Genomic DNA, 21,241 nt, shown 5'->3' with positions numbered 1-21,241 from the left:
CTTATTCAATACCCGGTTTATATTTATGTACGAGTTCGCGCCAAGCGAAATCACCGCGATCCAAGGCTCGAACGAGCAATTCTGCCGTCGCTACATTCGTTGCACAAGGAATCCCTTGTACATCGCACAGACGCAAAAGCGCAATAATATCGGGTTCATGAGGCTGAGCCATTAATGGATCGCGTAAAAATATAATAAGATCCATTTCATTTTGTGCCACTAAAGCGCCAATTTGCTGATCCCCGCCAAGTGGACCTGACATAAAGCGATGTACACTCAATTTGGTAGCATCCATGATGCGTTGCCCCGTTGTACCCGTTCCATACAGCTGATGTCCCTCAAATACATGTTCATAAGCTGTTATAAAGTTCACCATTTCGTCTTTCTTCCGATCATGGGCAATTAACGCAATCTTTAACATCCTACATTCCACTCCCCTAGGGCTCTTTAATCTATAAAATGCTCAAATCCATAAATCATTCCGCTATACGTCATCACTTTACGAACAGCAATTGCAACGCCTGGCATATAAGCGGCACGATCATAAGAATCATGTCTGATCTTAAGAGCCTGACCTGGTTCGGCCATAATCACTTCTTGCTGAGCAAAAATGCCTGGCAATCGAACACTATGTATTCTAAACCCATTGTAATACCCGCCGCGCGAGCCTTCAATTGTTTCTTCTTCCTTAGGGTTGCCTTGACGTCGTTCTTCTCTGACTTCGGAGATGAGCTCAGCCGTTTTGACAGCTGTTCCAGATGGAGCATCTAACTTCTGATCGCCATGGTATTCAATAATTTCCAAATTAGGGAAATACTTGGATGCTTGCGCGGCGAACTTCATCATCAGAATAGCGCCAATCGAGAAATTAGGCGCGATAATGCCGCCAATTCCTCCTTCTTGACACTGCTTGTCCAATTGTACGATAGCTTCAGGCGTGAAACCAGTCGTCCCCATGACAGGGCGAATTCCTAATCGAATGGCTAAGTTTGTATGGGAAACCGCCGTCTGCGGTCCAGTGAAATCGACTAAAACATCTGGTTTGGATTCGATTAAAGCCTGTTCAACATTATTGCTCATGTAAACATCGCATGCTTCCAATCCAACCATTTTCCCCAAATCAATTGGGCCAGAGGAGCGGCTGACACCTGCCACCAACTCCATATCGGACTCTGTCAATACGGTCTTAACGACCTCTCGCCCCATTCTTCCACTTGCTCCAATGACTGCTACTCGAATTTTACGATCCATGCGTCGTGTATCTCCTTTTTATGTGTTTCCATCCTACAATTTCAGCTTGAGTTGATAGCGGGCAGCCTGCTGCTTCGCCAGTTCATGATTGGGCTCTAGACGAAGAGCATCCATTACAACCTGGTAAGCTCTGCTATAATCATTGCGAAGAGCGAATACCTCGCCTAGTATAAGATACGCTTCAATCGCCAGAGGATCAAGAACAATTGCTTCTTTGAGCAGAAATATGGCCCGCTCCCCATGTTCGGATTTGGCACTTATTTCTTTTTGTGCTCTATCAACTAGTTCTCGTGCGTGTAAAACTTGCAAGTGATAACGGTAAACCTCGTTGTCCCTTTCCAAATCCAGAGCCTTGCTGGCATGTTCAACCGCTTGAAACAGCTTGTTGCTTCTAGCAAAGGTAATCGAAAGTTTGTAGTGATAGGCAGCATTGTCTGGTTCCGCAGCTATCGCTTTTTCAAACCATTCAATGGCTTTTTCGAAATCATGCCCAAGTATGGATTCGTACGCTTTCTGTATCTGATCTTCTCCATTCATCTGCCCATCCTCCTTTGCGAAAGCGAGTTTCCCGTTAACAGGGGATAGTACAGTTTATGAAGCTTACGTGCTTTCGGTGTTAATTTTGGTCCAACGACCTGCGTCCCGTGTATTGAATTTGTGCATGATTTTATCATGGGCTTCGGTCAGATCGATCCCGAGTGAATTAGCGAAACAAATCGTGATGAATAAAATATCGCCAAGCTCCAGCTCGATGGAATTATCCGCTTCGGTACTTTTTTTAGGCTTTTCCCCGTAGGTATGATTGACCTCTCGAGCTAACTCCCCAACTTCTTCGGACATCCTCGCGAGCATCGCTAACGGACTGAAATATCCTTCTTTGAACTGGGAAATATAAGTATCAACTTCTTGCTGTATATCTTTAAGTGTACGTTCTGACATGTTCACCCTTCTCTCCATCATCTTCACCAAAGCTATCATTACTATGTTAAACTAAACAAGAAAAGTTGACAAATTTTTTTGACGATCTCATCACCTATCTGGAGGAATAAGAATGATTTTCAAAGAACGATTTGCAGATCAATTTACGAACGTGCTTGCGATTATGGTCGGCACTGCGATCTATGCGTTCGGTTTGCATTATTTCGTCATTTCCAACGAGTTAATGGAGGGCGGTGTCACAGGCATCTCATTGCTGCTCAAATATGTGCTGAACGTTCCCCCTTCTATCTCCACGCTAGTCATCAATATACCGCTATTTTATTTGGGGTGGCGCTTCTTCGGCAAAGGCCCGATGCTGTATACGATTTTCGGTGTTGTTTCCCTATCCTTCTTTCTCTGGATCATGGAACTGCTCATTCGCGCCCAATGGCTAATCCCTTTCCAAACGAGTCAAGACTACTTCCTTGCGACTTTGTATGCCGGGGTCACCATCGGGATTGGCCTTGGTCTCGTCTTCCGCTTTGGCGGTACGACAGGCGGTTCGGATATCTTGGCCCGCATCGGGCAAAAGAAAAAGGGCTGGAGCGTTGGACAAGTCATCCTGATTATCGATGTCATTGTCATCGGATCATCCTTTCTTTACTTGCCTAAGGAAAAAGTGCTATATTCGCTTGTCGCTGTATTCGTCAGCTCACGCATCATTGATTACATATCTGAGGGCGCCTATACAGCTAAAGCTTTTACGATCATAAGCGAACTGGCTGTCCCTTTAGCCAAATCTATTACGCAAGAACTAGACAGAGGCGTGACCATATTCCCTGCCAGGGGAGCCTATTCCGGCAATGAAAAAGAAGTCGTTTATTGTGTTGTCTATCGCCACGAAACGAGAAGGCTTCGCGAACTCATCCACGCCATAGATCCGCGTGCCTTTATCATCATTGGCGAGGTCCATGATGTGATTGGGGAAGGCTTCAAAACACAATAAGCTGCCAACACAAAGGAGCTAAGCGGATACAACCCGCTTAGCTCCTATTTCATTCAATATCATCAACAATCCTATCGATTCTTGCCTTCACGCGTTTGTTTGACAGGCACAAAACTTCTTCCTGGCTGATACATTCTCCAACCGACAAAAGACAACACACTTACGATGATTAGCCCAATGCCTAATGACCAAATAATCGGCTGTCTCGGGTCTGTAATCGGCACGAAGGCGATTGCATCCTTGTTCTTCAGAAACAGTTCGTCCAAAACCTGGTGGAGATGACCCAATCCAGATTCTACTTGATTCGCTGCCATTGGTTTCTCATTTATGTATTTATGTAAAAAAACGAGCAGAGAATCGAGTTTCTCAACAGAACCTGCATCTCGACTAATGAGAATAGCTGGATGAATAATGGCTACATGCTGCGATAATTTACCAAAATCAGTCAGCATTTCATTTTGTTTATTCGCTTTGAGATCCTGCGACAGTAAGGTTGTATCATTCTGCAATACTTTGTAATATTGCAGCCACATCGGTTGATTCTTATGGGTCAAAGCGTCTGTCGCAAGGCGAATTTTGGCTACAGCTACTTGTCCTTCATCAGGGGAATAATTAACCGCATTGTAGACCCGCTTCGCTTCTGTAATCGTTTCAGTTAAGGCATTGAGACCTTCAACCGAAGTAATGCCCTCAAAGTGAATCTTAGGAATTTGATCGGACATTTGCTGCAGTTTATTTCTCGCTTCCGCCACTTGACCATCCATCGTTTGCTTGTACATATCGTCTGCAATCTGATTTAGAAATTCCACCCGCTGTACTTGCTCAGCATCTATCGGTTTCGCAGCTTGTCCACTCGTGCGAGTGTTGGCTCCGCAAGCCGCGCTGATGCTTACAACCAAAGACAGCACAACGACAGCTGCCAGTTTTCTCTTTTTCGTAGAATGAAACATGGGACTCCCCTCCTTCACCATCATCTTATGGAGGTTCGTCCCATTTTAGACCAGCTATCAAGTAATTATGAACTTGTTTTTCGCCGCACGATTAAGCAGTAAACAGCAATCAGAATGGCTACAACGCTCAAGCCAATGGTGAAGGCTTCGATGGTCCGATAGAAGTTATCCACCAAGACGCTCGGCAAACTTGGGAAAACCCCTCTTTCATAATCCATGAAATCATTCCAGAACGTCCATGCCGCAACCAACACGATCGCTCCAACTCTGTAACGGTACCAACGTACAAATAGTAACGCTTCCAAAGCCATTGCCAAATGTGAGCTCGTTAACATCCAGCCATCCCAACCTACCGCGACGCCTTGCCAAGCTCCAGCCCAAATCATTGTAACGGCCCAAATGCCATATTTAAAAGAAGTAATTAATGCGAAAGCTTCGATAAAGCCTCTAATGGCTTGATATAATTTGCCAGATTGTTTAATTGAAGTGTGATCCAGAAGCAAATAACCAACAGATAAGGTAAAAAAGAGACTGGCAGTAGGGCTGTCAGGCACAAAATATACGTACCAGAACGGTTTCTCGGCAATGGTATTCGTCATTTGAATCCAATACCATTCATAACCATATACGGTTCCAAGAAAGTTAGAAATGAACAGCAGCCACAATATTTTTTTACTCAATAGAAAATCCTTGCTCCAAAAATAGCTGGCAGATAACCCCATCTGTGCGTATGCTCCTCCTCTTATTGATTTAAAAAAACCTGACCGCTTAACGCGATCAGGTTTCCCATATTATTGGGCTTTTTGTTTGGATAGCCATTCTGCAAGCTTCGTGACATCGGCATCTGATAAACCTTTGTCAAGGTTAGCTTGGTATTGTTTACCCATGTTACCCTTACCATTTTTGATAATTCCAAGAATCTCCTCTTGGGAATGCTTGTCACCTACACCCAGAAGGGCTGGTACACCTGAAGCCGGCATCCCTTTAAGTCCCGCTCCATGACAAGATAAGCAAGTAGCTTTCTTGTAAATTTCAGCGCCTGGATCATCAGCTGCAACGATTGCTGCACCTTTTTTCGTATCTTTGGAAGCGCCGCCGCCAGCAGCAGCACCTTTGTTAGCGTGCATTTCTTCCTCACGCTTGATGTGCTCTGGAACGATGTTTTTCTCTTTCAATTCTACTTGATAATGCGACCATGACGTGTAAGTCAAGTATGTACATGCTACCAAAGATAGAATCATTAGACTTGAAGCAATCGGTCTTCTGTAGAAACGACGTTCTTTGCCCGTATCCAAGAATGGAGCAAGCAGCAAACCGCCGAACAATAGACCAGGAACAACAACCGCACCCAGTACAACATAATCACCAGATGTATATGGGTATTTCAGCAATTGATACATGAATAAGAAATACCAATCCGGCATCGGAATGAACGCTGTGTTCTTAGGATCCGCAGGATAACCTAGCGGAGCTGGATCGGACATGACCAGTACTAGCATACCGACCAATACAACGACACCAACCATCCATTCTTTCAACAAGAAGTTTGGTACGAACGCTTCTGATTTCCCCGGATATGCAGAATAATCTCTAGGAATCAGTCGTTGCTCTTGTGTTTTTTTAATTACGCGGGAATCTCCCACATAAACGATTTTTTCGTCAGACTTATGACCATGCGCCACGCTATTTGCCCCTCCTTCAATTATAGCGGTCCTGAAATACCTTGTTTGCGAATCATGAAGAAATGTCCAGCAAGCAAAGCTAGCAGAACGCCGGGTAGGAAGAATACGTGGATAGCGAAGAAACGAGTCAATGTTTGCGCACCAACGATGCTTCCACCTTGCAGCAATGTTTCAATGTAAGGTCCCGCGAACGGCACCGATGCTGCGATCTTCATACCTACTTGCGTAGCGAAGTACGCTTTGTTATCCCATGGAAGCAGGTATCCGGTAAAACCAAGACCTAACATAACGAAGAATATCAACATGCCTACAACCCAGTTCATTTCACGAGGTGCTTTATAAGAACCGGTGAAGAACACGCGCAGGGTATGTAAGAACATCATTACGATTACTAAGCTCGCTCCCCAGTGGTGCATACCTCTGACGATAACACCGAAAGCTACTTTATGCTGTAAGTAGTCAACGCTCGCATAAGCGTTGATAATATCAGGTGTGTAATACATCGTTAAGAACATACCTGACAAAATTTGAATGACTGTAATGAAAAACGTCAATCCGCCGAAACAATATACGAAAGCGGAAAAATGATGAGCAGGGTTAACGTGCTCTGGAACCTCGTGGTCTGCTACATCCCTCCACATTGGCGTAATATCAAGACGTTCGTCAATCCAGTTGTATACGTTTTTAAACATCTGATGCTGACGCCTCCTTATACTCTTGTGTTGGCATGTAGTTGTCCCACATAAACGAAACCATTTTCTACTTTGGTCGTATATTCATCCAATGGCTTAGGCGCTACTGCAAGGTTTTTACCATCTTGCGTATAGTGAGCACCGTGACAAGGACAGAAATACTGATCTTTGTAGGCAGGATTGTCGTTCCAGTTGACTGTACATCCAAGATGCTTACAGGTTGGATTCAACGCAAAGAGCTTGCCGCCGCTGTCTTTGGAGATCCATGCAACCAGTTCAGCATCGCTTTCGTACCAACCATCAACTTGATGGACTTGGAACGTAAACGCTTGTGGAACATTTGTAATTTTACTTTCTTCGACAACTTTAACCCAGTCTGAAGCACTCTTCTTTTGAAGGACAGGATCTACAGCAAACCGTATCATCGGTATAATGATACCAGCTCCCATGAATCCTCCAGCGCCACCAAGGGTGTAAGAAAGAAATTGTCGACGAGACATTTCGCGTTTGGTCCCGGGCTTCTTCCCATGCTGTTCTTCATTGTGATTGTTATGATCACTCATTCTCAGGTCTACCCTCCTACATTGGCCGATATCCGAACCCTCCCGGACATCAGTTACCTCTATCACGTGTCGTTCGACATTACACTACATAACTAGGACATTACTAATAATAGCCTAGGACTACTAGGTCGTCAAGAATCCATAACTCCTTTTAGTCGAATGAAATCTTGGCCTTTGAACAAATTTTAACGAAATTGTCACAACTTTTTGACCGCGGTTGTACACCGCTGCTCCCCTTATCCTGCGCAATTTTTTTTCCAATAATACGCTTAGCAGTTAAAGTTAATCACTGCGCTGCCACAAGTGCTGAACTTGCTTAGAAATACTGGATTTAATCTGCTCGGACTCCGTTGCCCAGCGATCCATATCGACCGCAATGAATAAATCTGTTTCGTCTGCTTTCCATTGCGTCGCTTCTTTATGTACGGTAAGAACAATGACATAACGGAAACCCATTCTTTTCAAATGCAGCGAGACGGCATCCAACTGATCTTTGATCTGGACACCCGTTACATAATGCACCGCAGGATAGGTCACGACTCTTCCTTTATAGGGAATCTCAATCGCTTCCAACGCATCGCGCAAATGCTGCAATCTTTCGGTTACCTGCATGGGATCTTCGAATCCGCTCAACCCTGAAACAGGCAGCAAGCAAGTATCTAAATACGGTTTCAAATCAATCCAGTCTTTCGCGGGAACTTCATCAAACTTCAAAACGTCTTACCTCCCTATCGTTTGCCAAAAAGGGGCATGCTATGTAATATCTTGAATCTCATCTTGTACTTTAATCCGTCCTTACCTGACTGTCAATTGAAAGAGCGTTTTGACCGCGCAAAGCATGAAGCGCTTCGTTCAAATCCTGCTCCTTCACGACCAAATATGGACTCTCCCACTCGCCTTCGAAATGGATGTATTGCACCGTTGCCGGCTTTAATTCACGGTACGATTTGGTCATTGTCCGCAGCTCGTCAGCAGGAATATCCGTTTTAATCGAGCTACCAATAATATCGAGAACACCGCTCCATGCTGTGATTCCGTTCAGTGAGGTTAATTTATCAAGCAATCCATTAAGAACGAACTGTTCTCTTTGATTTCTAACGGTGTCCGAGGACTCGGCAGTCCCTAAATTTGATTTGCGATACCGGATGAAATCGAGAACTTGTTTGCCATTCAGCAGTTGTTCACCTTTATTCAAATGTATATTCGTACCGTCACTCTCATCTTCGTATCGCATATCCATATCCACATTTACCTTCATACCACCGAATTGATCAATCAGTTTGCGAAAGCCATCGAAATTAATGACCGCCATATAATCGATCGGAATATCATAAACACGGCTGTATAATTGTTTCGTCTCTCTAAGTGCTGTCGTCTTATCTTTATTGTAATAATAAGCATAAAAATAGTTCGCCTTGTGCGAATCGTCAAGCCCCGACTTTTGCGCTTCGATCTCCAAATCCCGCGGAATCGAGACAACGGTCCCTTGATGAGTCTGAGGATCGACCCGAGCGAGCATCATCACGTCCGTATTTAGCGAACCTTCGCTTCCTTCACGTTCATCAACTGCTGTAAGCAGAAATGTCAGCGGCTTTTGAACCATAGCGATCTCCTTGCTCAGAGGTTGGGCATTCACATTGATGCTAGATATAGTTGATGTTTCGGGCGCTGCGATATGATCAAGGGTTTGATTGATTTTATTGGTCAAAAATGCAGCATATATGGCTAAAGAACCTGCAACCAGTAAGCTTGCAGTTACACCAGCGGTTATCCATTTTCTTTTTCTGGAACTTCCCATTGTTAGTTTCATCCGTTTTCTCCTTATGTATAGAAATTAAGCTTATATAAAAGACGCATGGGAAACCAATTTAGTTCTTTCTATAATAAATTAGATAAGAAAAGCGGCTTTGCAGCCCTGAGAGATGAGCGTCTTCATAACGATTTTCAACAATATAGCCCATCCTAGTTCCGTTTGGGCTTTGCAATGACAGTGAGCGTCGTGTGAAAAGGAACTATGATCCTCTATATGGCGGGAACTGGGGTAAACGTAGCATGAAAGGGAACTGAGCTCCGCTATTTCAGCGGAAACTGCTGATTCCAACCGGGAAATGGTGACATAGCGGATCGTAGTTCCCTCTGGCGTGGAATATGACGGTTTTCAGAATTATAGCGTACTGTTGTTCCCTCAAACTCGCGATCATGACACAATCCAAATCAGCAGCAATTCGAACGCATAAGTACGTTCACAGCTACCTTGTTCTCATCTCATCGAACCACTCCTTCGCGATGGGATGACCTACAACCCAAGCCTGGAGACTAGAGTCAATCTCCGACTACGGGACGTATCTTTATGCCATATCTGAGCTGGATCAAAAAAAGACACGTGATCAATCTCACATGTCTTCTCTATTGGCTGCTATCCGGATGATTGTAAGCTTTTGAGTTCTGATGTAAGCGCAAGAAACTTCGTTTGATCTCCTTTGGCCAAAGCGCGATCAATCTCTTTATAAAGATTTTCTTCTTTATATTTGCGAATGGCATTATCCCAAACCATTTCCGCGAAAAGTGCCAGCAGCGCGTTGTTAGATACATTCATTTTTCCCATGAGACCTACCTCCAAATGTTGTCCGCGGTTTGTCAGGAGCTTCTCTTTCGCAAAAACATGTTGAATTTCCACCTTGGTGCATCGCATCCCCTGTGTAAGGCTCCTACTTCATCATATTCAATCTGATCTTCAACGCTTCCTTCAATAGCCCGATTCCTGAGGAATGTGCCTTTACCCACTAATGAATCAAATAGAGATGCTGCATCATCGTTCACGCTAAAAAAGGGCAACCTTGTCCTCTTCGGCTACCAACGTCCCTTGAATCACCTTGCTTCCAAGTTTTGAAACCTGAATAACGGTGCCGTCCGACAGATCTTCTCCGATTCGGATCAAACCCAAATGCATCATCATTTGCAGGATACGCTGCTCCACGATAGACGCTGAGGTATCATAATAGAAAGGTTTTACCAATGGACAGAGCACTTCAGCCAAGGTCTGCAAGGTAACCCACTCGCTGCCCAGACGTTCCACCCATCCCGCCATACTTTGAATATTGGGTATTGGATTCTTGTAGAGACGCAGCCAAAACTTGTACACATCTGCTAGATTTTCTTTCTTTCCCTCGCCGATCCGGGATTTCCCTTCATCGGTCAGATGCAATACGTGGTTATGCTCCGTTATTAATTGTCTGTAAAAGCAATAATCATAGATGAATGAAAATCGGTTCGGGTATTCCTTAAACAACCGTCCATAGCCGAATCTCCAGGTCCCTTTGGAAACCAATTCTTCCTGTACAGATAATCTGTCCAATAGTTGCTGCAGCTGCCTTTTGTACATAGCACCCTCAGCGGTCAGCGGTATTTCCGGTTGGCCCGCCACATACGTCAAAAAGTGATAGATATCATCGATGATAAGCTGCTGCTCATCGCGATAAACACTAGGCTCAGCAGTTTTCTTCAAACTTTGTTTGAACTGCCTTGCCAAAGCTTCACTAAATTTACGCTTCAAGTCTTCGGGCATGTGGAACAAAAACTTCGTTTGCTGGGAATAGCCATTAAACAGCCATCCCAACTTCTTGAATTTCACAACCATATCCCGCGGATTCCAATCACCCAATTCTTCTTTCTGGAATCGCGATTGTTGAACTCTAGCAATCAGCTCTTCGATACTGAAGGCATTGCGTGGATCGCTCAGAAGAGAATTCAAGAATCGAATATCTTCCAAGTTGAGGCTTTGAATATGCTTCTCAAAAACTTCTCTGCGCAGCGCTGTACTAAGAATCGATTGAATTAACTCATTCTTCGAATGGCCGTTGCATTGGCATTCATAGGTATGAGCAATTCGACCTAAATCATGAATATCAGCGTAGCTGAGCATATCCGCTAGGTTCATTTTCATCCTACAACCCCCAATTAAGAAGCCTATAGCTCCATGGTTTCTAGTAACCATTATGGGATTTTTTCCCGAAAATATTCCAAAGCCAATAAAAAAACATGACTCAAAAGATGAGCCATGCTAGTAAGTCAACCTTATTCCGTAACAGATTGCAGATGATTCAAACAGTTATACAGTTGTAATTCCCAGCCTGTTTCTCGTCTCAAGAGAATCGTGAGCGAAGTGTTCTGGAGATAATCCTCACTGTCCATTCGTAAAACTCTAAGCACCTGAACAATAAACCCGCCATGCGAAATAAGCAAGATGTTCTTATCCGGATAGTCCTTCAGCAATTCTGCTTCTAGTTCTGACCATCTCGCCCACAAGTCATCATCGGACTCTTGACCTAGTTCCTGAAGCTTCCAATCGGGTCCCCAGCGCTCTTCTCTCTCTGCGACAGTAGTTCCTTCGGCCTGGCCATATCTACGTTCTCTTAGGCGCTTATCCGTCCTTAGGAACGGGATGCCCGATAGCTTCGAGACAATTTCCCCGGTTTCTCTTGCCCGGGTCAAGTCACTGCTAATGATCCCGTCCCAGGCTTCCTGCGCTAAACGCACGCCTAACAACCTGGCTTGTTCTTGTCCTTCCTCGGTTAAATCGGTGTCCAGCTGCCCTTGCAGCTTGCCAAGACGATTCCACTCTGTACTGCCATGCCGAATAAATCCAATCGTAGTCATCTCTCGATCCTCCATCACCAGTTAAAATGAAAAATGCCCCTCTCGGAGCATTATGCTTTCGTTCGTGACAACCAATTCATAATAATAATGGTCGCAATCAATCCTAACAGCGAAACTACGAGCATATAATGCGGATAGGAATGAATGGGACCTACATGGAAGCGCAAAGGCTCCATAAAGCTCGGATTCAGACTTGCTACGGCATCACCCATCTTATGGCCATTCATCGATTCCGTAGTCGTCGATTTCAAAGCTTGTGGCGCTTGCATATCAAAAAGCGAATTATCCGCCGCAGCGATGGAAGACTGAGGTGTTCCATCATACACAACAGCGAACAGGAAGCTAAATACAAACAAAGCTAAGCAAAAGGCAATGACTGCTGTAAGATTTCTACGCAGCTTATATGATATCGCATAGATACGCTCCGAAACCGGCATGCGCCACGATTCATCCTCGTATATGCGATTCATTACCTTACTCGAAACCATCGGTTCGTAGTCAGCTAAATCACTTTCGATCGTTGCTGTGCGTATAAGCATAGTACTTTCTTCCCATATTTGAAATTCTTCCGCACATTCGGTACAGGTCGCTATATGCGCATCTACCGCGGCCCTTCTCAGGTCATTATTCGGCAGATCCCAATAGACTCCAAACAACTCCTGGATTTCACTACACTTCATCGCACTTTCATCCCTTCGACTCTTCGAATATCGGTTCACTAAAATAGGGATCTAACTGTAATTTAACGGAGGCTCTTGCTCGAAATAAAAGTGACTTCACTGAGCTTACAGTTTGACCTAGTATATTGGCGATTTCTTGATAATCCATCTGATCGTATTCTCTAAGAATTAGAGCTGACCGTTGTTTCTCCGGTAAACTATTAATTGCGTCGCGAACCATGGACACTTTCTCATTGCGGAGCATAGCTTGCTCAGGCATCGCATCGAACGATGCGTGTGGCGTCAGACCACTCTGCTCCAAAGAAACTTGAACACTTTTATTTTTGCGCAGCTCGCTCAAAACCGTATTTCGAGCAATCGTGTACAGCCAAGTTGAAAACGAGGCTTCAATTTCTCGGAAGGAATGCAAACTGCGATACGCTTTATAAAATGTTTCATTACACAGATCTTCGGCAATCGCCTCCATCTGTGTACTTTTGAGCATATGAAAGATAAATGCAAGGATTTTACGCTCGTAACGACGCATAAGTTCATTATATAATTGAACATTTCCATCCTTGATTTCTCTGATCAATTGGGAATCGGTCATTACGTGGCGACCCTCCTACCGGACCCAGGCACCACTCCATCTCCTCATACATGTTGTACTGAGGTTGGAGTGAAAAGTTGCGGTTATTTGTAAAAACTTTATGTGCGAATAAAAGAATACAATTTGCCCTTTAAATGCTTCGGGATGGGCACCCTAAATTCCTGCTCCATTCGACAAATTGTTGGATAAAGTTCATAATTGTGTTTTTGTCAGCTAAACACAACAATGCGTCTTTCCTATTATATAATAAAATCCCAAAAATATGGTATATGTGAACAAAAAAAAACCGCCAAATTGGCGGTTGCACTTATAGTGCCATTATCGGATAGGAGTGGAGAGAAACCATACTGTACTTTTATTATATGTATACGGTTTCATTTTGTCAACGTTTTTTTGAAAACGTTTACTACGTGTTTAATTTTTAGTAAGATCCGGTATTTGATGCCTCAATGCTTGCTTAATCAAATTGTTGATGGAGAGCGGCCGAATATAGGGACTGCCCGCATTGATCCGTGGAACTTGCATGGGATCGGTTTCTACATTGGTCATCCCAGCTTTCGTCGTGAAAGCGAATTTGACGCCAGCTTCATGCAGAAATGAAATCGTTTGGTCATCAAAGCTGCCAAAAGGATAAGCGTAGGAATCAACCGACTTCGCCCCGTTAATATCTCTAATTTTCGTCATGCATTTTCTTGTATCATTGATAACTCTTTGTTTAAAGTCATTATCCGTTTCTGTTACACCATTGGTTGTAATTTTATTCGACAACAAGGGTTTGCCGTCTTTCATCGCATGCATCTGATCAGAGTGAAGTTGAAAATCAACACCTGAGAACTCTTTTCTCATCTGTTTAATCTCATCCCTGGATAAAGAAGCAAGCAATGTTCCTTTCGGATCTTCCAATCCTTTCGTAATGACGAAATTCACGGCCGGAATTCGCATTTTCTTAAGTATCGGAAAAGCCTTGGTGTAGAAACTTTCGTAACCGTCGTCAAATGTAACCAGCACGGCGTTGTCTGGGACGTCTGCCTTCTCCGACATAAACTTCTTGAACTGATCCATCGTAATAAAGCGATACCCCTGCCTAAGCATAGCCTCCATTTGTTTCTCGAATAGCTTCGTCGAAATGGTCACGGGGCCTTGAACTTGGTCATCGATGTGGTGGTACACCAGTACTGCGACTTCATTCGTATACATCACTTTATCAGCGCTCACGAAAGAAGGAAAAAAATTAATAAAAAGCAGAATTGCAATAAACAAACTTTTCCACATCATCCAGATTCTCATCGACGTCGCCCCACCATACAAAAATATAACAACAGATGTCATTATAGCATGAGACTATTTTTTTGAAAATCAAGTTCATATAAATAAAAAAAACTGAGATTTCCTCTCCTTTAGAACTCAAATCGGAGGAGAAATCCAGTTTTTTTTCTGACCTTACACATGTACAGCATATTGCTGCCCAAGCAGCGCTGAAGCGCGATCCGCATCCTCTTGATTGCGAAAAGAAAGACGTAAAACCCCAGGAACATCTTCGCGGCTTTCAATAATCTGAATGTTGCTCAAATTAATGCGAGCATTCCCAAGCAATGTCGTAATTTGGCCGATAATCCCAGGGTGATCCGGAATATCCACATAGATATCAAATAAGGACGTAATCATACCTTTTCTTCGTTCCGGCAATTGACTTCTGAATTCACCTGCTAAACGGAAGTGCTCAGCTATGCCATCACCGTCTCCAGCTTCCAGCAACTGAACAAATTGCGCGATTTCTAGATGCCAATCCTTCAGAAGCCTCAACAGGACCTCCCGATTGTTGACCAGGATATCCCGCCAGATCATCGGCTCACTGGAGGCAATACGCGTGATATCGCGAAATCCGCCGGCAGCCAAATTCTGATAAAGCGGATTCGTTTCGTTATATCCTCTGACTTGATTCACCAGGGCGACCGCGATAATATGCGGCAAATGACTGATGGCGCCGACAATATCATCATGTTCCCTGGCGCCGACACGGACGATCTGCGCCTTTGTAATTCTTAACAGTTCCGTCAGACGGTCAACCTCAGCTTCAGGTGTCCCCTCCGCAGGTGTCAATACATAGAATGCATTCTCGAATAGATGCGAGGAAGCCGCCTCTACCCCATGGCGTTCAGAACCGGCCATTGGGTGACCGCCAATAAAATAAATATTTTCCTTTACAATCTTGGCAGAGCTTTCCGTTACGGAGGCTTTGGTACTCCCCACGTCCGTAATGATACAACCTGGCTTGAGGGGCAGCTCAACAAGCTGCCGAACATAGTCTTCCAGCATACCGACAGGTACGCATAGAAATATGTAGTCAGCGTCTACTACTGCTTCAGCCATGTTGGTAGTCGCGATATCGACAACATTCCTCTTGAGAAGCTTCTCAACTGACTTAGGATTGGGCGAATGACCGACGACAGTAAATCCTGGCTTTCCTTTATAACAGAGGGCAAGCGAGCCACCGATGAGCCCGACCCCGAAAATCGCAATTTTTGTCATGAAATCAACCTTTGTGATTTGAATTAGGCTTGAACAGCAACCTCAGCAAGTACTTGCTTAAGCGCTGTGATGAACTTTTCATTTTGCTCGCGGGAACCAATCGTTACTCGAATCGAAGTTGGGAACCCCAGCATATGCCCCCCGCGAATAATGATGCCTCTGCGCAGCAAGCCATTGAACACTTCCGCAGCAGGGCGACCCACATCCACCATAATAAAGTTGCCATGAGCTGGAAATGCCTGTAACTTCAATGCTGCAAATTGCTCATTCAAGTACTGCAGTCCGGCCGTATTGGCTTCCCGGCAACTGGTAATGAAATCTTGATCTTGAATAGCTGCCAATGCCGCTGCTTGGGCAAAGCGCGATGTATTAAACGGTTCGCGAACTTGATTAATCGAACGAATAACATCCGGGTGACCGATCCCATAGCCGACACGCAGTGAAGCCAATCCATAGATTTTGGAAAAAGTACGCAGTGCAATGACGTTGCGGTACTGGGCGATAAGCTTAATGCTATCCGGGAATTCGCCCGTTGTGTTGTACTCACAATAAGCTTCATCCAAAACAACCAAAACATGGGCAGGAACTTTGGCTAAAAACGCTTCGATTTCAGCATCTGTATTCATCGTTCCTGTCGGATTGTTGGGATTACAAATCCAAACGATTTTGGTTTTCTCCGTGATAGCCGCCAGCATGCCATCAAGATCATGAGTGCCATCGATCAAAGGAACTTCGATCGACACAGCTCCCTCAATCTCACAGTTGTGCTTATATTGTGGAAATGTATGTGATGCCATAACGGTCTCATCGCCTTGCACGAGGAAGGCGCGAGCCAACATCAGAATAACTTCGTCAGAACCTGCGCCAAAAATCACTTGATTGGTTTCCACACCGAGTGACTTCGCAACCGCATCTGTTAACTGAACAGCGCCACCGTCAGGATAAAGACTGATATTAGCGATTTCCGCTTCCAAGGCTGCTTTCACTTTGGGCGAAGAACCGAAAGGATTCTCGTTGGATGCCAATTTAACGACTTCAGTCAGACCTAACTCTCGTTTCACTTCTTCAATTGGCTTACCTGGTTGGTAAACCGGTAAATGTACAATCGTTTGTTTCGGTTTCATAGCTTGTCACCTCGTCAATTAGTTGTCCGAACCCTTTAATTTTCCCACAAAGTTGCGAATTTGCAAGAGGCCTTCCGGGTGCGCAGCATCGCTTTCCAAATGAGACAATGATCCCTCAATGGTTCGCACAATCGCACTTCCTACGACAACGCCGTCACACAGTTTCTCAAAACGTTCTACCTGCTCGCGATTCGAAATCCCGAAGCCGACGACAATCGGCACGCTCGCTGCTTCCCTCACCGTTGATAGGAAATCCTCGATGCCGCCAAAAAATTCTGCGCGTTCGCCCGTTACACCCAACGATGACACACAGTAAACGAACCCTCGTGCTTCTGCCGCGATTCGTTTGACACGCTCATTCGAAGTAGGAGCAACTAGCGGAATCAAATGAACATTATAGGCATCAGCGATGGCTCTGGTCTCACTATCTTCCTCTAACGGAAGATCTGGAATAATAATACCGCTGATTTCATTTTCTTGCATCGTTTTGAACATACGTTCAAGCCCAAGTTGCAGAACCGGGTTGTAATAAGTAAATAAGATAAAAGGCAGCTTTGAACCTCTGCTTCTGGCTTTACGAGCTACATCAATTACGTCAAAGATAGTGATTTTGCGTTTCAGCGCGCGTTCGGAAGAACGTTGAATGACAGGACCGTCTGCCAGAGGATCCGAATAGGGAACTCCTAGCTCGATTAAGTCTGCGCCAGCGCGCTCCATCTCTAGAATTAGCTCTAGAGAAGCTTCTACGGAAGGATCTCCTATCGTCAGGAAAGGAATCAAAGCCGTCTCTCCGCGCTCTTTCAGTTCGGCAAAGCGTTGATCAATACGGTTCATCTTCTAGCTCCTCCCCTTATCAAGGTAACTCATAATGGATTCAACGTCTTTATCGCCGCGTCCAGACAGACTGACGACAATAATTTCATCCTTAGACATCGTAGGGGCCAGCTTCACCGTTTGGGCAATGGCGTGAGCACTTTCCAGGGCAGGAATAATCCCTTCGGTACGGCTTAGCAATTGCAGGGCATCCAGCGCTTCCTGGTCCGTAATCGGATAATACGTCGCTCGCTCAATATCCTTCAGATAGGAGTGCTCGGGTCCGATACCTGGATAATCCAATCCAGCCGAGATCGAATGCGCAGGCAGTACTTGCCCATATTCATCTTGGAGCAAATAACTCAAGGAACCTTGGAACACACCTGGTGTTCCCTTCGTCATCGTTGCCGCATGCTCTTCCGTATCCACGCCGAGACCCGCTGCTTCAACGCCGATTAATTGGACCGACTCATCCTGCACGAATGGATAGAAAATCCCCATCGCATTGCTGCCCCCGCCTACACAGGCGATAACCGCATCAGGCAGTCTGCCTTCAATTTCAAGAATTTGTTCACGAGATTCATCACCAATAACACGTTGAAAATCACGCACCATCATCGGATATGGATGAGGTCCTGTAACCGAACCCAGGATATAATACGTATCCTGTACATTGCTGACCCAATAACGCAGCGTTTCGTTGCAAGCATCTTTCAGGGTACGAGTTCCTGAAGTAACTGGGATAACCTCTGAGCCTAGCAGCTTCATGCGGAAAACATTCAACTGCTGACGTTTGGTATCCTCTTCGCCCATGAAAACCTTGCATTCAAAGCCCATTAAAGCAGCCACCGTAGCTGAAGCAACGCCGTGCTGGCCTGCTCCTGTTTCGGCAATGATTTTTTTCTTCCCCATCCGCTTAGCGAGAACCGCTTGTCCGATGGTATTGTTGATTTTGTGAGCACCGGTATGATTCAAGTCTTCGCGCTTCAAATAAATTTTGGCGCCGCCCAAAAGCTCAGTAAGTCGTTCCGCATAGTAAAGCGGTGTAGGACGACCTGAATATTGCTTTTGCAAGTAACGGACCTCTGCCACGAATTCAGGATCATCTTTATATTGGTTATAAGCTTCTTCAAGCTCGGTCAATGCATTCATCAATGTTTCCGGTACATAACGGCCGCCGAACTTGCCGAATCTGCCATGCTGGTCAGGTACTTGCGTCACTTTCGGTTCACCCTTTCCACAAATGCGGTAATTTTCGCAATATCTTTCACACCATCCGTCTCAACGCCGCTCGATACATCCACGCCGTCGGGCTGATAGGCCGACACTAATTCATTCACATTATCAGGCTGCAAACCGCCTGCAACAAGCAGTTGTACTTGCGCCTTTCGAGCCCATTCCTGATACACAGGAATACAGTCCCAAGCAAACGAAGTGCCGGAGCCGCCACCATAAATGGGATCAAACGTATCCAGCAGAACAGCATCAACGGTCCCGATGTAGGGATCAAGCTGAGCAGACACGTCGGCCAGCAGCGGGATTCGATTGTCCGACTTCGATATCGAAACGGATTTGAACACTTTCACATGAAATTGTTCACGCACCCAGCGGCAAAATGCCGGCGTTTCCTTGCTGTGCAGTTGAACGACATCCAGAGGGGCTACAGCTAGAATTTGTGTTAGCTGTTCTTCGCTCGGATTCACGAAAACGCCTACCGTTAACGGGATCGGCACACCATTCATTGCTTCTGATTTCAAGTAAGAAATCAATTCTTGCGCCTTCTCAGCGGTTACTTGCCGCTTGCTTGGTGCAAAAACAAAACCGATATGAGCTATCGGCAAATGCACGATTGATTTTAACACTTCAACGCTTTGAAGTCCACAAATTTTTACGCTCGGAACCGTCTTCACGGCCATACGATTCGCCTCTTTCCACTCGATCTAGTTCGCTTGCTGAGCCCGCTCACCCATCAAATCGTTCACAGCCTGTTCTACGCTCGGCTGACGCATAAAGTGCTCTCCAATCAACACGGCTTTGGAGCCAATCTGCTGCAAATAAGCCATATCCTGCACAGTTGAAATGCCACTCTCACTAACGACCGTCTTGCCAGGAGGAACAAACTGAATCAGTTCTTCCGTTGTGTGCAGATCCGTCACAAATGTTTTGAGATTCCGGTTATTCACACCAATCAGCTGCGTATCTAGTTCAAGCGCACGTTCTAATTCTTCACGATCATGAACTTCAACAAGCGCGTCGAGGCCTAGGTCGCTGGCCAATTGCAAGTACTGCTTCATTTGATCTGTCGTTAAGATGGCCGCAATGAGCAAAATGGCATCCGCTCCGATCAGACGAGCTTCATAAATTTGCTTGGGATCAATCGTGAAATCCTTACGCAGCAGCGGCACATTCACAGCTTGCCGAACGGCCTGCAAATACGCGTTGCTGCCTTGAAAATAGGACACATCCGTCAGCACCGAAATGCAATCCGCTCCTGCGAGTTCATACGACTTTGCCAATCCTACGGGATCGAAGTCTTCACGAATCAATCCTTTGGACGGTGAAGCCTTTTTCACTTCTGCAATAAGACCCATAGCGCGGTTTTTGCGTGTAGTCAAAGCTCGCTCGAAACCTAAGCAAGGAGGAAGCTCGGCAATGAGCTTCTCCGCCTCCTTGATGGAGAAACTGCTCATCGCTTCAACCTCGGCTAATTTCGTCGCAACAATTTTATCAAGAAACATGGCATAGTTCTCCTGTATATTGGATTAAGTCATTCAGTTTCTGTTCAGCGCTTCCGGAGTCAATCACATTCGCGGCCAACTTCACACCTTGCTGCAGGGTTCCTACATGACCGGTTACATAGAAGCATGCGGCAGCATTCGCAAGTACGATATCACGATGAGGTCCTTTTTCACCAGCGAAAATATGACGAATGATTTCAGCATTCAACAAAGCATCTCCACCCATCACATCTTTGATGCTGTGCGCGCGCAAGCCAAGATCATCCGGCGTAATTTGGTATGTCGTGATCACATCCGCTTTCAGTTCCGTCACTTTGGTAGGTGCCGAAATACTGAATTCGTCCAAACCATCCTCACTGGCGACAACCAATGCACGTTTTAAGCCTAGGGCTTGCAGTGCCTGCGCAATCAATTCGGTTTTCGTGCTGTCAAACACGCCCAGAACCTGACGGTCCGCGCCTGCCGGGTTCGTCAAGGGACCCAGCAGATTGAACACAGTCCGGAATCCCAGTTCGCGGCGCGGCGCGGCCACATGCTTCATGGACTGATGATAAGCTTGAGCGAACATGAAGCAGATGCCGGTTCTGTCCAAGCATTTGGCTGCCTGCTCACCGCTTAATGTGATCTTCACGCCAAGCGCTTCCAGAACGTCCGCGCTGCCGCTTTTGCTCGACATGGCACGGTTGCCATGCTTCGCTACACGTATGCCGCCTGCTGAAGCTACAATCGCTGCTGTCGTTGAAATATTAAACGTTTCTGCCCCATCTCCGCCCGTCCCGCACGTGTCGAGCAGATCGCTTTGCAGCACGTTGACTTGCATCGCTTTGCTGCGCATCGTTTCCGCAAATCCAGTGATCTCTTCCAGTGTTTCGCCTTTGATGCGCAGCGCAGTCAACAAACTGCCGATTTGCGCTGGCGTAGCTGCTCCGTCCATAATCTCGGACATGACGCTGCGCGCCTCTTCACGGGAGAGATGGCTGCCGCCAATCACTTTCCCGATCGCTTGCTGTATATGAATAAGTCCACTCATGACTCTATTCCTCCTATGTT

At 45.5% G+C, this 21,241-nt stretch carries 25 protein-coding genes; 1 reads left to right on the top strand and 24 read right to left on the bottom strand.

The features are described from left to right. Position 1: 1 nt before the first annotated feature. The 4 genes from IEY34_RS19825 to IEY34_RS19810 form a co-directional block, all read right to left on the bottom strand. On the bottom strand, positions 2 to 421 hold the full coding sequence (locus IEY34_RS19825; protein ID WP_189014343.1) for a methylglyoxal synthase: 420 nt from the start codon (positions 419 to 421) through the stop codon (positions 2 to 4). Between the two features lie 26 nt (positions 422 to 447). Next, complete coding sequence (dapB, locus tag IEY34_RS19820; RefSeq protein ID WP_189014342.1) at positions 448 to 1,251, bottom strand: 4-hydroxy-tetrahydrodipicolinate reductase; 804 nt, start codon at positions 1,249 to 1,251, stop codon at positions 448 to 450. 33 nt (positions 1,252 to 1,284) lie between these two features. Next, positions 1,285 to 1,788, bottom strand: a complete 504-nt coding sequence (locus IEY34_RS19815; RefSeq protein WP_189014340.1) for a tetratricopeptide repeat protein — start codon at positions 1,786 to 1,788, stop codon at positions 1,285 to 1,287. A gap of 63 nt (positions 1,789 to 1,851) precedes the next feature. Next, complete coding sequence (locus IEY34_RS19810) at positions 1,852 to 2,190, bottom strand: nucleotide pyrophosphohydrolase (protein ID WP_189014338.1); 339 nt, start codon at positions 2,188 to 2,190, stop codon at positions 1,852 to 1,854. Positions 2,191 to 2,302: 112 nt separating this feature from the next. On the opposite strand from IEY34_RS19810, the gene IEY34_RS19805 reads away from it, so the two are divergent. Then, positions 2,303 to 3,175, top strand: coding sequence for a YitT family protein (locus tag IEY34_RS19805; protein WP_189014336.1), 873 nt, complete (start codon positions 2,303 to 2,305; stop codon positions 3,173 to 3,175). 71 nt (positions 3,176 to 3,246) lie between these two features. Here IEY34_RS19805 and IEY34_RS19800 read toward each other — a convergent pair whose 3' ends face one another. From IEY34_RS19800 to trpD, 20 genes are all read right to left on the bottom strand, one after another. Further along, complete coding sequence (locus IEY34_RS19800; protein ID WP_189014334.1) at positions 3,247 to 4,125, bottom strand: sporulation protein YpjB; 879 nt, start codon at positions 4,123 to 4,125, stop codon at positions 3,247 to 3,249. Between the two features lie 65 nt (positions 4,126 to 4,190). Beyond that, entirely contained in the window at positions 4,191 to 4,805 is a 615-nt protein-coding gene (locus IEY34_RS19795; RefSeq protein WP_229757732.1) for a DUF1405 domain-containing protein, read from the bottom strand. 111 nt (positions 4,806 to 4,916) lie between these two features. After that, positions 4,917 to 5,807 (bottom strand): menaquinol-cytochrome c reductase cytochrome b/c subunit, encoded by an 891-nt coding sequence (locus IEY34_RS19790; protein ID WP_189014330.1) that lies wholly within the window; start codon positions 5,805 to 5,807, stop codon positions 4,917 to 4,919. 20 nt (positions 5,808 to 5,827) lie between these two features. Continuing rightward, positions 5,828 to 6,499 (bottom strand): menaquinol-cytochrome c reductase cytochrome b subunit, encoded by a 672-nt coding sequence (qcrB, locus tag IEY34_RS19785; RefSeq protein ID WP_028554311.1) that lies wholly within the window; start codon positions 6,497 to 6,499, stop codon positions 5,828 to 5,830. Between the two features lie 17 nt (positions 6,500 to 6,516). Beyond that, positions 6,517 to 7,062 carry a QcrA and Rieske domain-containing protein gene (locus tag IEY34_RS19780; protein WP_189014328.1) on the bottom strand — a complete coding sequence of 182 codons (546 nt, stop codon included), beginning with the start codon at positions 7,060 to 7,062 and terminating at the stop codon, positions 6,517 to 6,519. 282 nt (positions 7,063 to 7,344) lie between these two features. Further along, the gene (locus IEY34_RS19775; protein WP_189014326.1) at positions 7,345 to 7,776 is read right to left on the bottom strand and encodes a DUF2487 family protein; all 432 of its coding nucleotides are present in this window, start codon (positions 7,774 to 7,776) and stop codon (positions 7,345 to 7,347) included. 70 nt (positions 7,777 to 7,846) lie between these two features. Next, entirely contained in the window at positions 7,847 to 8,872 is a 1,026-nt protein-coding gene (locus tag IEY34_RS19770) for an LCP family protein (RefSeq protein WP_189014324.1), read from the bottom strand. Positions 8,873 to 9,478: 606 nt separating this feature from the next. Then, positions 9,479 to 9,667, bottom strand: coding sequence for an IDEAL domain-containing protein (locus IEY34_RS19765; RefSeq protein ID WP_189014322.1), 189 nt, complete (start codon positions 9,665 to 9,667; stop codon positions 9,479 to 9,481). Between the two features lie 216 nt (positions 9,668 to 9,883). Next, the gene (locus IEY34_RS19760; RefSeq protein ID WP_189014388.1) at positions 9,884 to 10,999 is read right to left on the bottom strand and encodes a hypothetical protein; all 1,116 of its coding nucleotides are present in this window, start codon (positions 10,997 to 10,999) and stop codon (positions 9,884 to 9,886) included. 137 nt (positions 11,000 to 11,136) lie between these two features. Further along, a complete protein-coding gene (locus tag IEY34_RS19755; RefSeq protein ID WP_189014320.1) occupies positions 11,137 to 11,718 on the bottom strand; it encodes a histidine phosphatase family protein in 582 nt (193 codons plus the stop codon). A 50-nt stretch (positions 11,719 to 11,768) separates the two neighbouring features. Continuing rightward, positions 11,769 to 12,398: an anti-sigma factor family protein gene (locus tag IEY34_RS19750; protein ID WP_189014318.1), complete on the bottom strand. Its 630-nt coding sequence runs from the start codon at positions 12,396 to 12,398 to the stop codon at positions 11,769 to 11,771. Positions 12,399 to 12,405: 7 nt separating this feature from the next. Next, the gene (locus IEY34_RS19745) at positions 12,406 to 12,987 is read right to left on the bottom strand and encodes an RNA polymerase sigma factor (RefSeq protein ID WP_189014316.1); all 582 of its coding nucleotides are present in this window, start codon (positions 12,985 to 12,987) and stop codon (positions 12,406 to 12,408) included. A 414-nt stretch (positions 12,988 to 13,401) separates the two neighbouring features. Then, positions 13,402 to 14,274 carry a polysaccharide deacetylase family protein gene (locus IEY34_RS19740; RefSeq protein ID WP_189014314.1) on the bottom strand — a complete coding sequence of 291 codons (873 nt, stop codon included), beginning with the start codon at positions 14,272 to 14,274 and terminating at the stop codon, positions 13,402 to 13,404. A 153-nt stretch (positions 14,275 to 14,427) separates the two neighbouring features. Beyond that, a complete protein-coding gene (locus tag IEY34_RS19735) occupies positions 14,428 to 15,516 on the bottom strand; it encodes a prephenate dehydrogenase (RefSeq protein ID WP_189014312.1) in 1,089 nt (362 codons plus the stop codon). A 23-nt stretch (positions 15,517 to 15,539) separates the two neighbouring features. Then, positions 15,540 to 16,640 (bottom strand): histidinol-phosphate transaminase, encoded by a 1,101-nt coding sequence (hisC, locus tag IEY34_RS19730; protein WP_189014310.1) that lies wholly within the window; start codon positions 16,638 to 16,640, stop codon positions 15,540 to 15,542. 18 nt (positions 16,641 to 16,658) lie between these two features. After that, positions 16,659 to 17,474: a tryptophan synthase subunit alpha gene (gene trpA, locus IEY34_RS19725; protein WP_189014308.1), complete on the bottom strand. Its 816-nt coding sequence runs from the start codon at positions 17,472 to 17,474 to the stop codon at positions 16,659 to 16,661. A 3-nt stretch (positions 17,475 to 17,477) separates the two neighbouring features. Beyond that, complete coding sequence (trpB, locus tag IEY34_RS19720; RefSeq protein ID WP_189014307.1) at positions 17,478 to 18,674, bottom strand: tryptophan synthase subunit beta; 1,197 nt, start codon at positions 18,672 to 18,674, stop codon at positions 17,478 to 17,480. Beyond that, positions 18,671 to 19,369, bottom strand: a complete 699-nt coding sequence (locus IEY34_RS19715) for a phosphoribosylanthranilate isomerase (RefSeq protein ID WP_189014305.1) — start codon at positions 19,367 to 19,369, stop codon at positions 18,671 to 18,673. Before IEY34_RS19715 ends, trpB begins: the two co-directional genes overlap by 4 nt. A 24-nt stretch (positions 19,370 to 19,393) precedes the next feature. Next, on the bottom strand, positions 19,394 to 20,191 hold the full coding sequence (gene trpC, locus IEY34_RS19710) for an indole-3-glycerol phosphate synthase TrpC (protein WP_189014303.1): 798 nt from the start codon (positions 20,189 to 20,191) through the stop codon (positions 19,394 to 19,396). Then, on the bottom strand, positions 20,181 to 21,221 hold the full coding sequence (gene trpD, locus IEY34_RS19705; protein WP_189014301.1) for an anthranilate phosphoribosyltransferase: 1,041 nt from the start codon (positions 21,219 to 21,221) through the stop codon (positions 20,181 to 20,183). Before trpD ends, trpC begins: the two co-directional genes overlap by 11 nt. Positions 21,222 to 21,241 lie beyond the last annotated feature (20 nt).

Origin of the sequence: Paenibacillus marchantiophytorum (genome assembly GCF_014640555.1) — a bacterium.
Lineage (GTDB): Bacteria > Bacillota > Bacilli > Paenibacillales > NBRC-103111 > Paenibacillus_E > Paenibacillus_E marchantiophytorum.
Note: the sequence above shows the minus strand (reverse complement) of the source record. Positions and strands in the feature narration are given on the sequence as shown.

What these genes read in the sequence shown, in the direction of transcription:
- IEY34_RS19750 (WP_189014318.1), bottom strand. Translation starts at nt 12,398, where the DNA reads ATGAAGTGTAGTGAAATCCAGGAGTTGTTTGGAGTCTATTGGGATCTG.
- IEY34_RS19770 (WP_189014324.1), bottom strand. Translation starts at nt 8,872, where the DNA reads ATGAAACTAACAATGGGAAGTTCCAGAAAAAGAAAATGGATAACCGCT.
- IEY34_RS19810 (WP_189014338.1), bottom strand. Translation starts at nt 2,190, where the DNA reads ATGTCAGAACGTACACTTAAAGATATACAGCAAGAAGTTGATACTTAT.
- IEY34_RS19825 (WP_189014343.1), bottom strand. Translation starts at nt 421, where the DNA reads ATGTTAAAGATTGCGTTAATTGCCCATGATCGGAAGAAAGACGAAATG.
- IEY34_RS19765 (WP_189014322.1), bottom strand. Translation starts at nt 9,667, where the DNA reads ATGGGAAAAATGAATGTATCTAACAACGCGCTGCTGGCACTTTTCGCG.
- IEY34_RS19780 (WP_189014328.1), bottom strand. Translation starts at nt 7,062, where the DNA reads ATGAGTGATCATAACAATCACAATGAAGAACAGCATGGGAAGAAGCCC.
- trpC (WP_189014303.1), bottom strand. Translation starts at nt 20,191, where the DNA reads ATGTTTCTTGATAAAATTGTTGCGACGAAATTAGCCGAGGTTGAAGCG.
- IEY34_RS19755 (WP_189014320.1), bottom strand. Translation starts at nt 11,718, where the DNA reads ATGACTACGATTGGATTTATTCGGCATGGCAGTACAGAGTGGAATCGT.
- IEY34_RS19760 (WP_189014388.1), bottom strand. Translation starts at nt 10,999, where the DNA reads ATGAACCTAGCGGATATGCTCAGCTACGCTGATATTCATGATTTAGGT.
- IEY34_RS19815 (WP_189014340.1), bottom strand. Translation starts at nt 1,788, where the DNA reads ATGAATGGAGAAGATCAGATACAGAAAGCGTACGAATCCATACTTGGG.
- IEY34_RS19715 (WP_189014305.1), bottom strand. Translation starts at nt 19,369, where the DNA reads ATGGCCGTGAAGACGGTTCCGAGCGTAAAAATTTGTGGACTTCAAAGC.
- trpA (WP_189014308.1), bottom strand. Translation starts at nt 17,474, where the DNA reads ATGAACCGTATTGATCAACGCTTTGCCGAACTGAAAGAGCGCGGAGAG.
- trpD (WP_189014301.1), bottom strand. Translation starts at nt 21,221, where the DNA reads ATGAGTGGACTTATTCATATACAGCAAGCGATCGGGAAAGTGATTGGC.
- IEY34_RS19735 (WP_189014312.1), bottom strand. Translation starts at nt 15,516, where the DNA reads ATGACAAAAATTGCGATTTTCGGGGTCGGGCTCATCGGTGGCTCGCTT.
- IEY34_RS19740 (WP_189014314.1), bottom strand. Translation starts at nt 14,274, where the DNA reads ATGAGAATCTGGATGATGTGGAAAAGTTTGTTTATTGCAATTCTGCTT.
- IEY34_RS19800 (WP_189014334.1), bottom strand. Translation starts at nt 4,125, where the DNA reads ATGTTTCATTCTACGAAAAAGAGAAAACTGGCAGCTGTCGTTGTGCTG.
- dapB (WP_189014342.1), bottom strand. Translation starts at nt 1,251, where the DNA reads ATGGATCGTAAAATTCGAGTAGCAGTCATTGGAGCAAGTGGAAGAATG.
- hisC (WP_189014310.1), bottom strand. Translation starts at nt 16,640, where the DNA reads ATGAAACCGAAACAAACGATTGTACATTTACCGGTTTACCAACCAGGT.
- IEY34_RS19805 (WP_189014336.1), top strand. Translation starts at nt 2,303, where the DNA reads ATGATTTTCAAAGAACGATTTGCAGATCAATTTACGAACGTGCTTGCG.
- IEY34_RS19745 (WP_189014316.1), bottom strand. Translation starts at nt 12,987, where the DNA reads ATGACCGATTCCCAATTGATCAGAGAAATCAAGGATGGAAATGTTCAA.
- qcrB (WP_028554311.1), bottom strand. Translation starts at nt 6,499, where the DNA reads ATGTTTAAAAACGTATACAACTGGATTGACGAACGTCTTGATATTACG.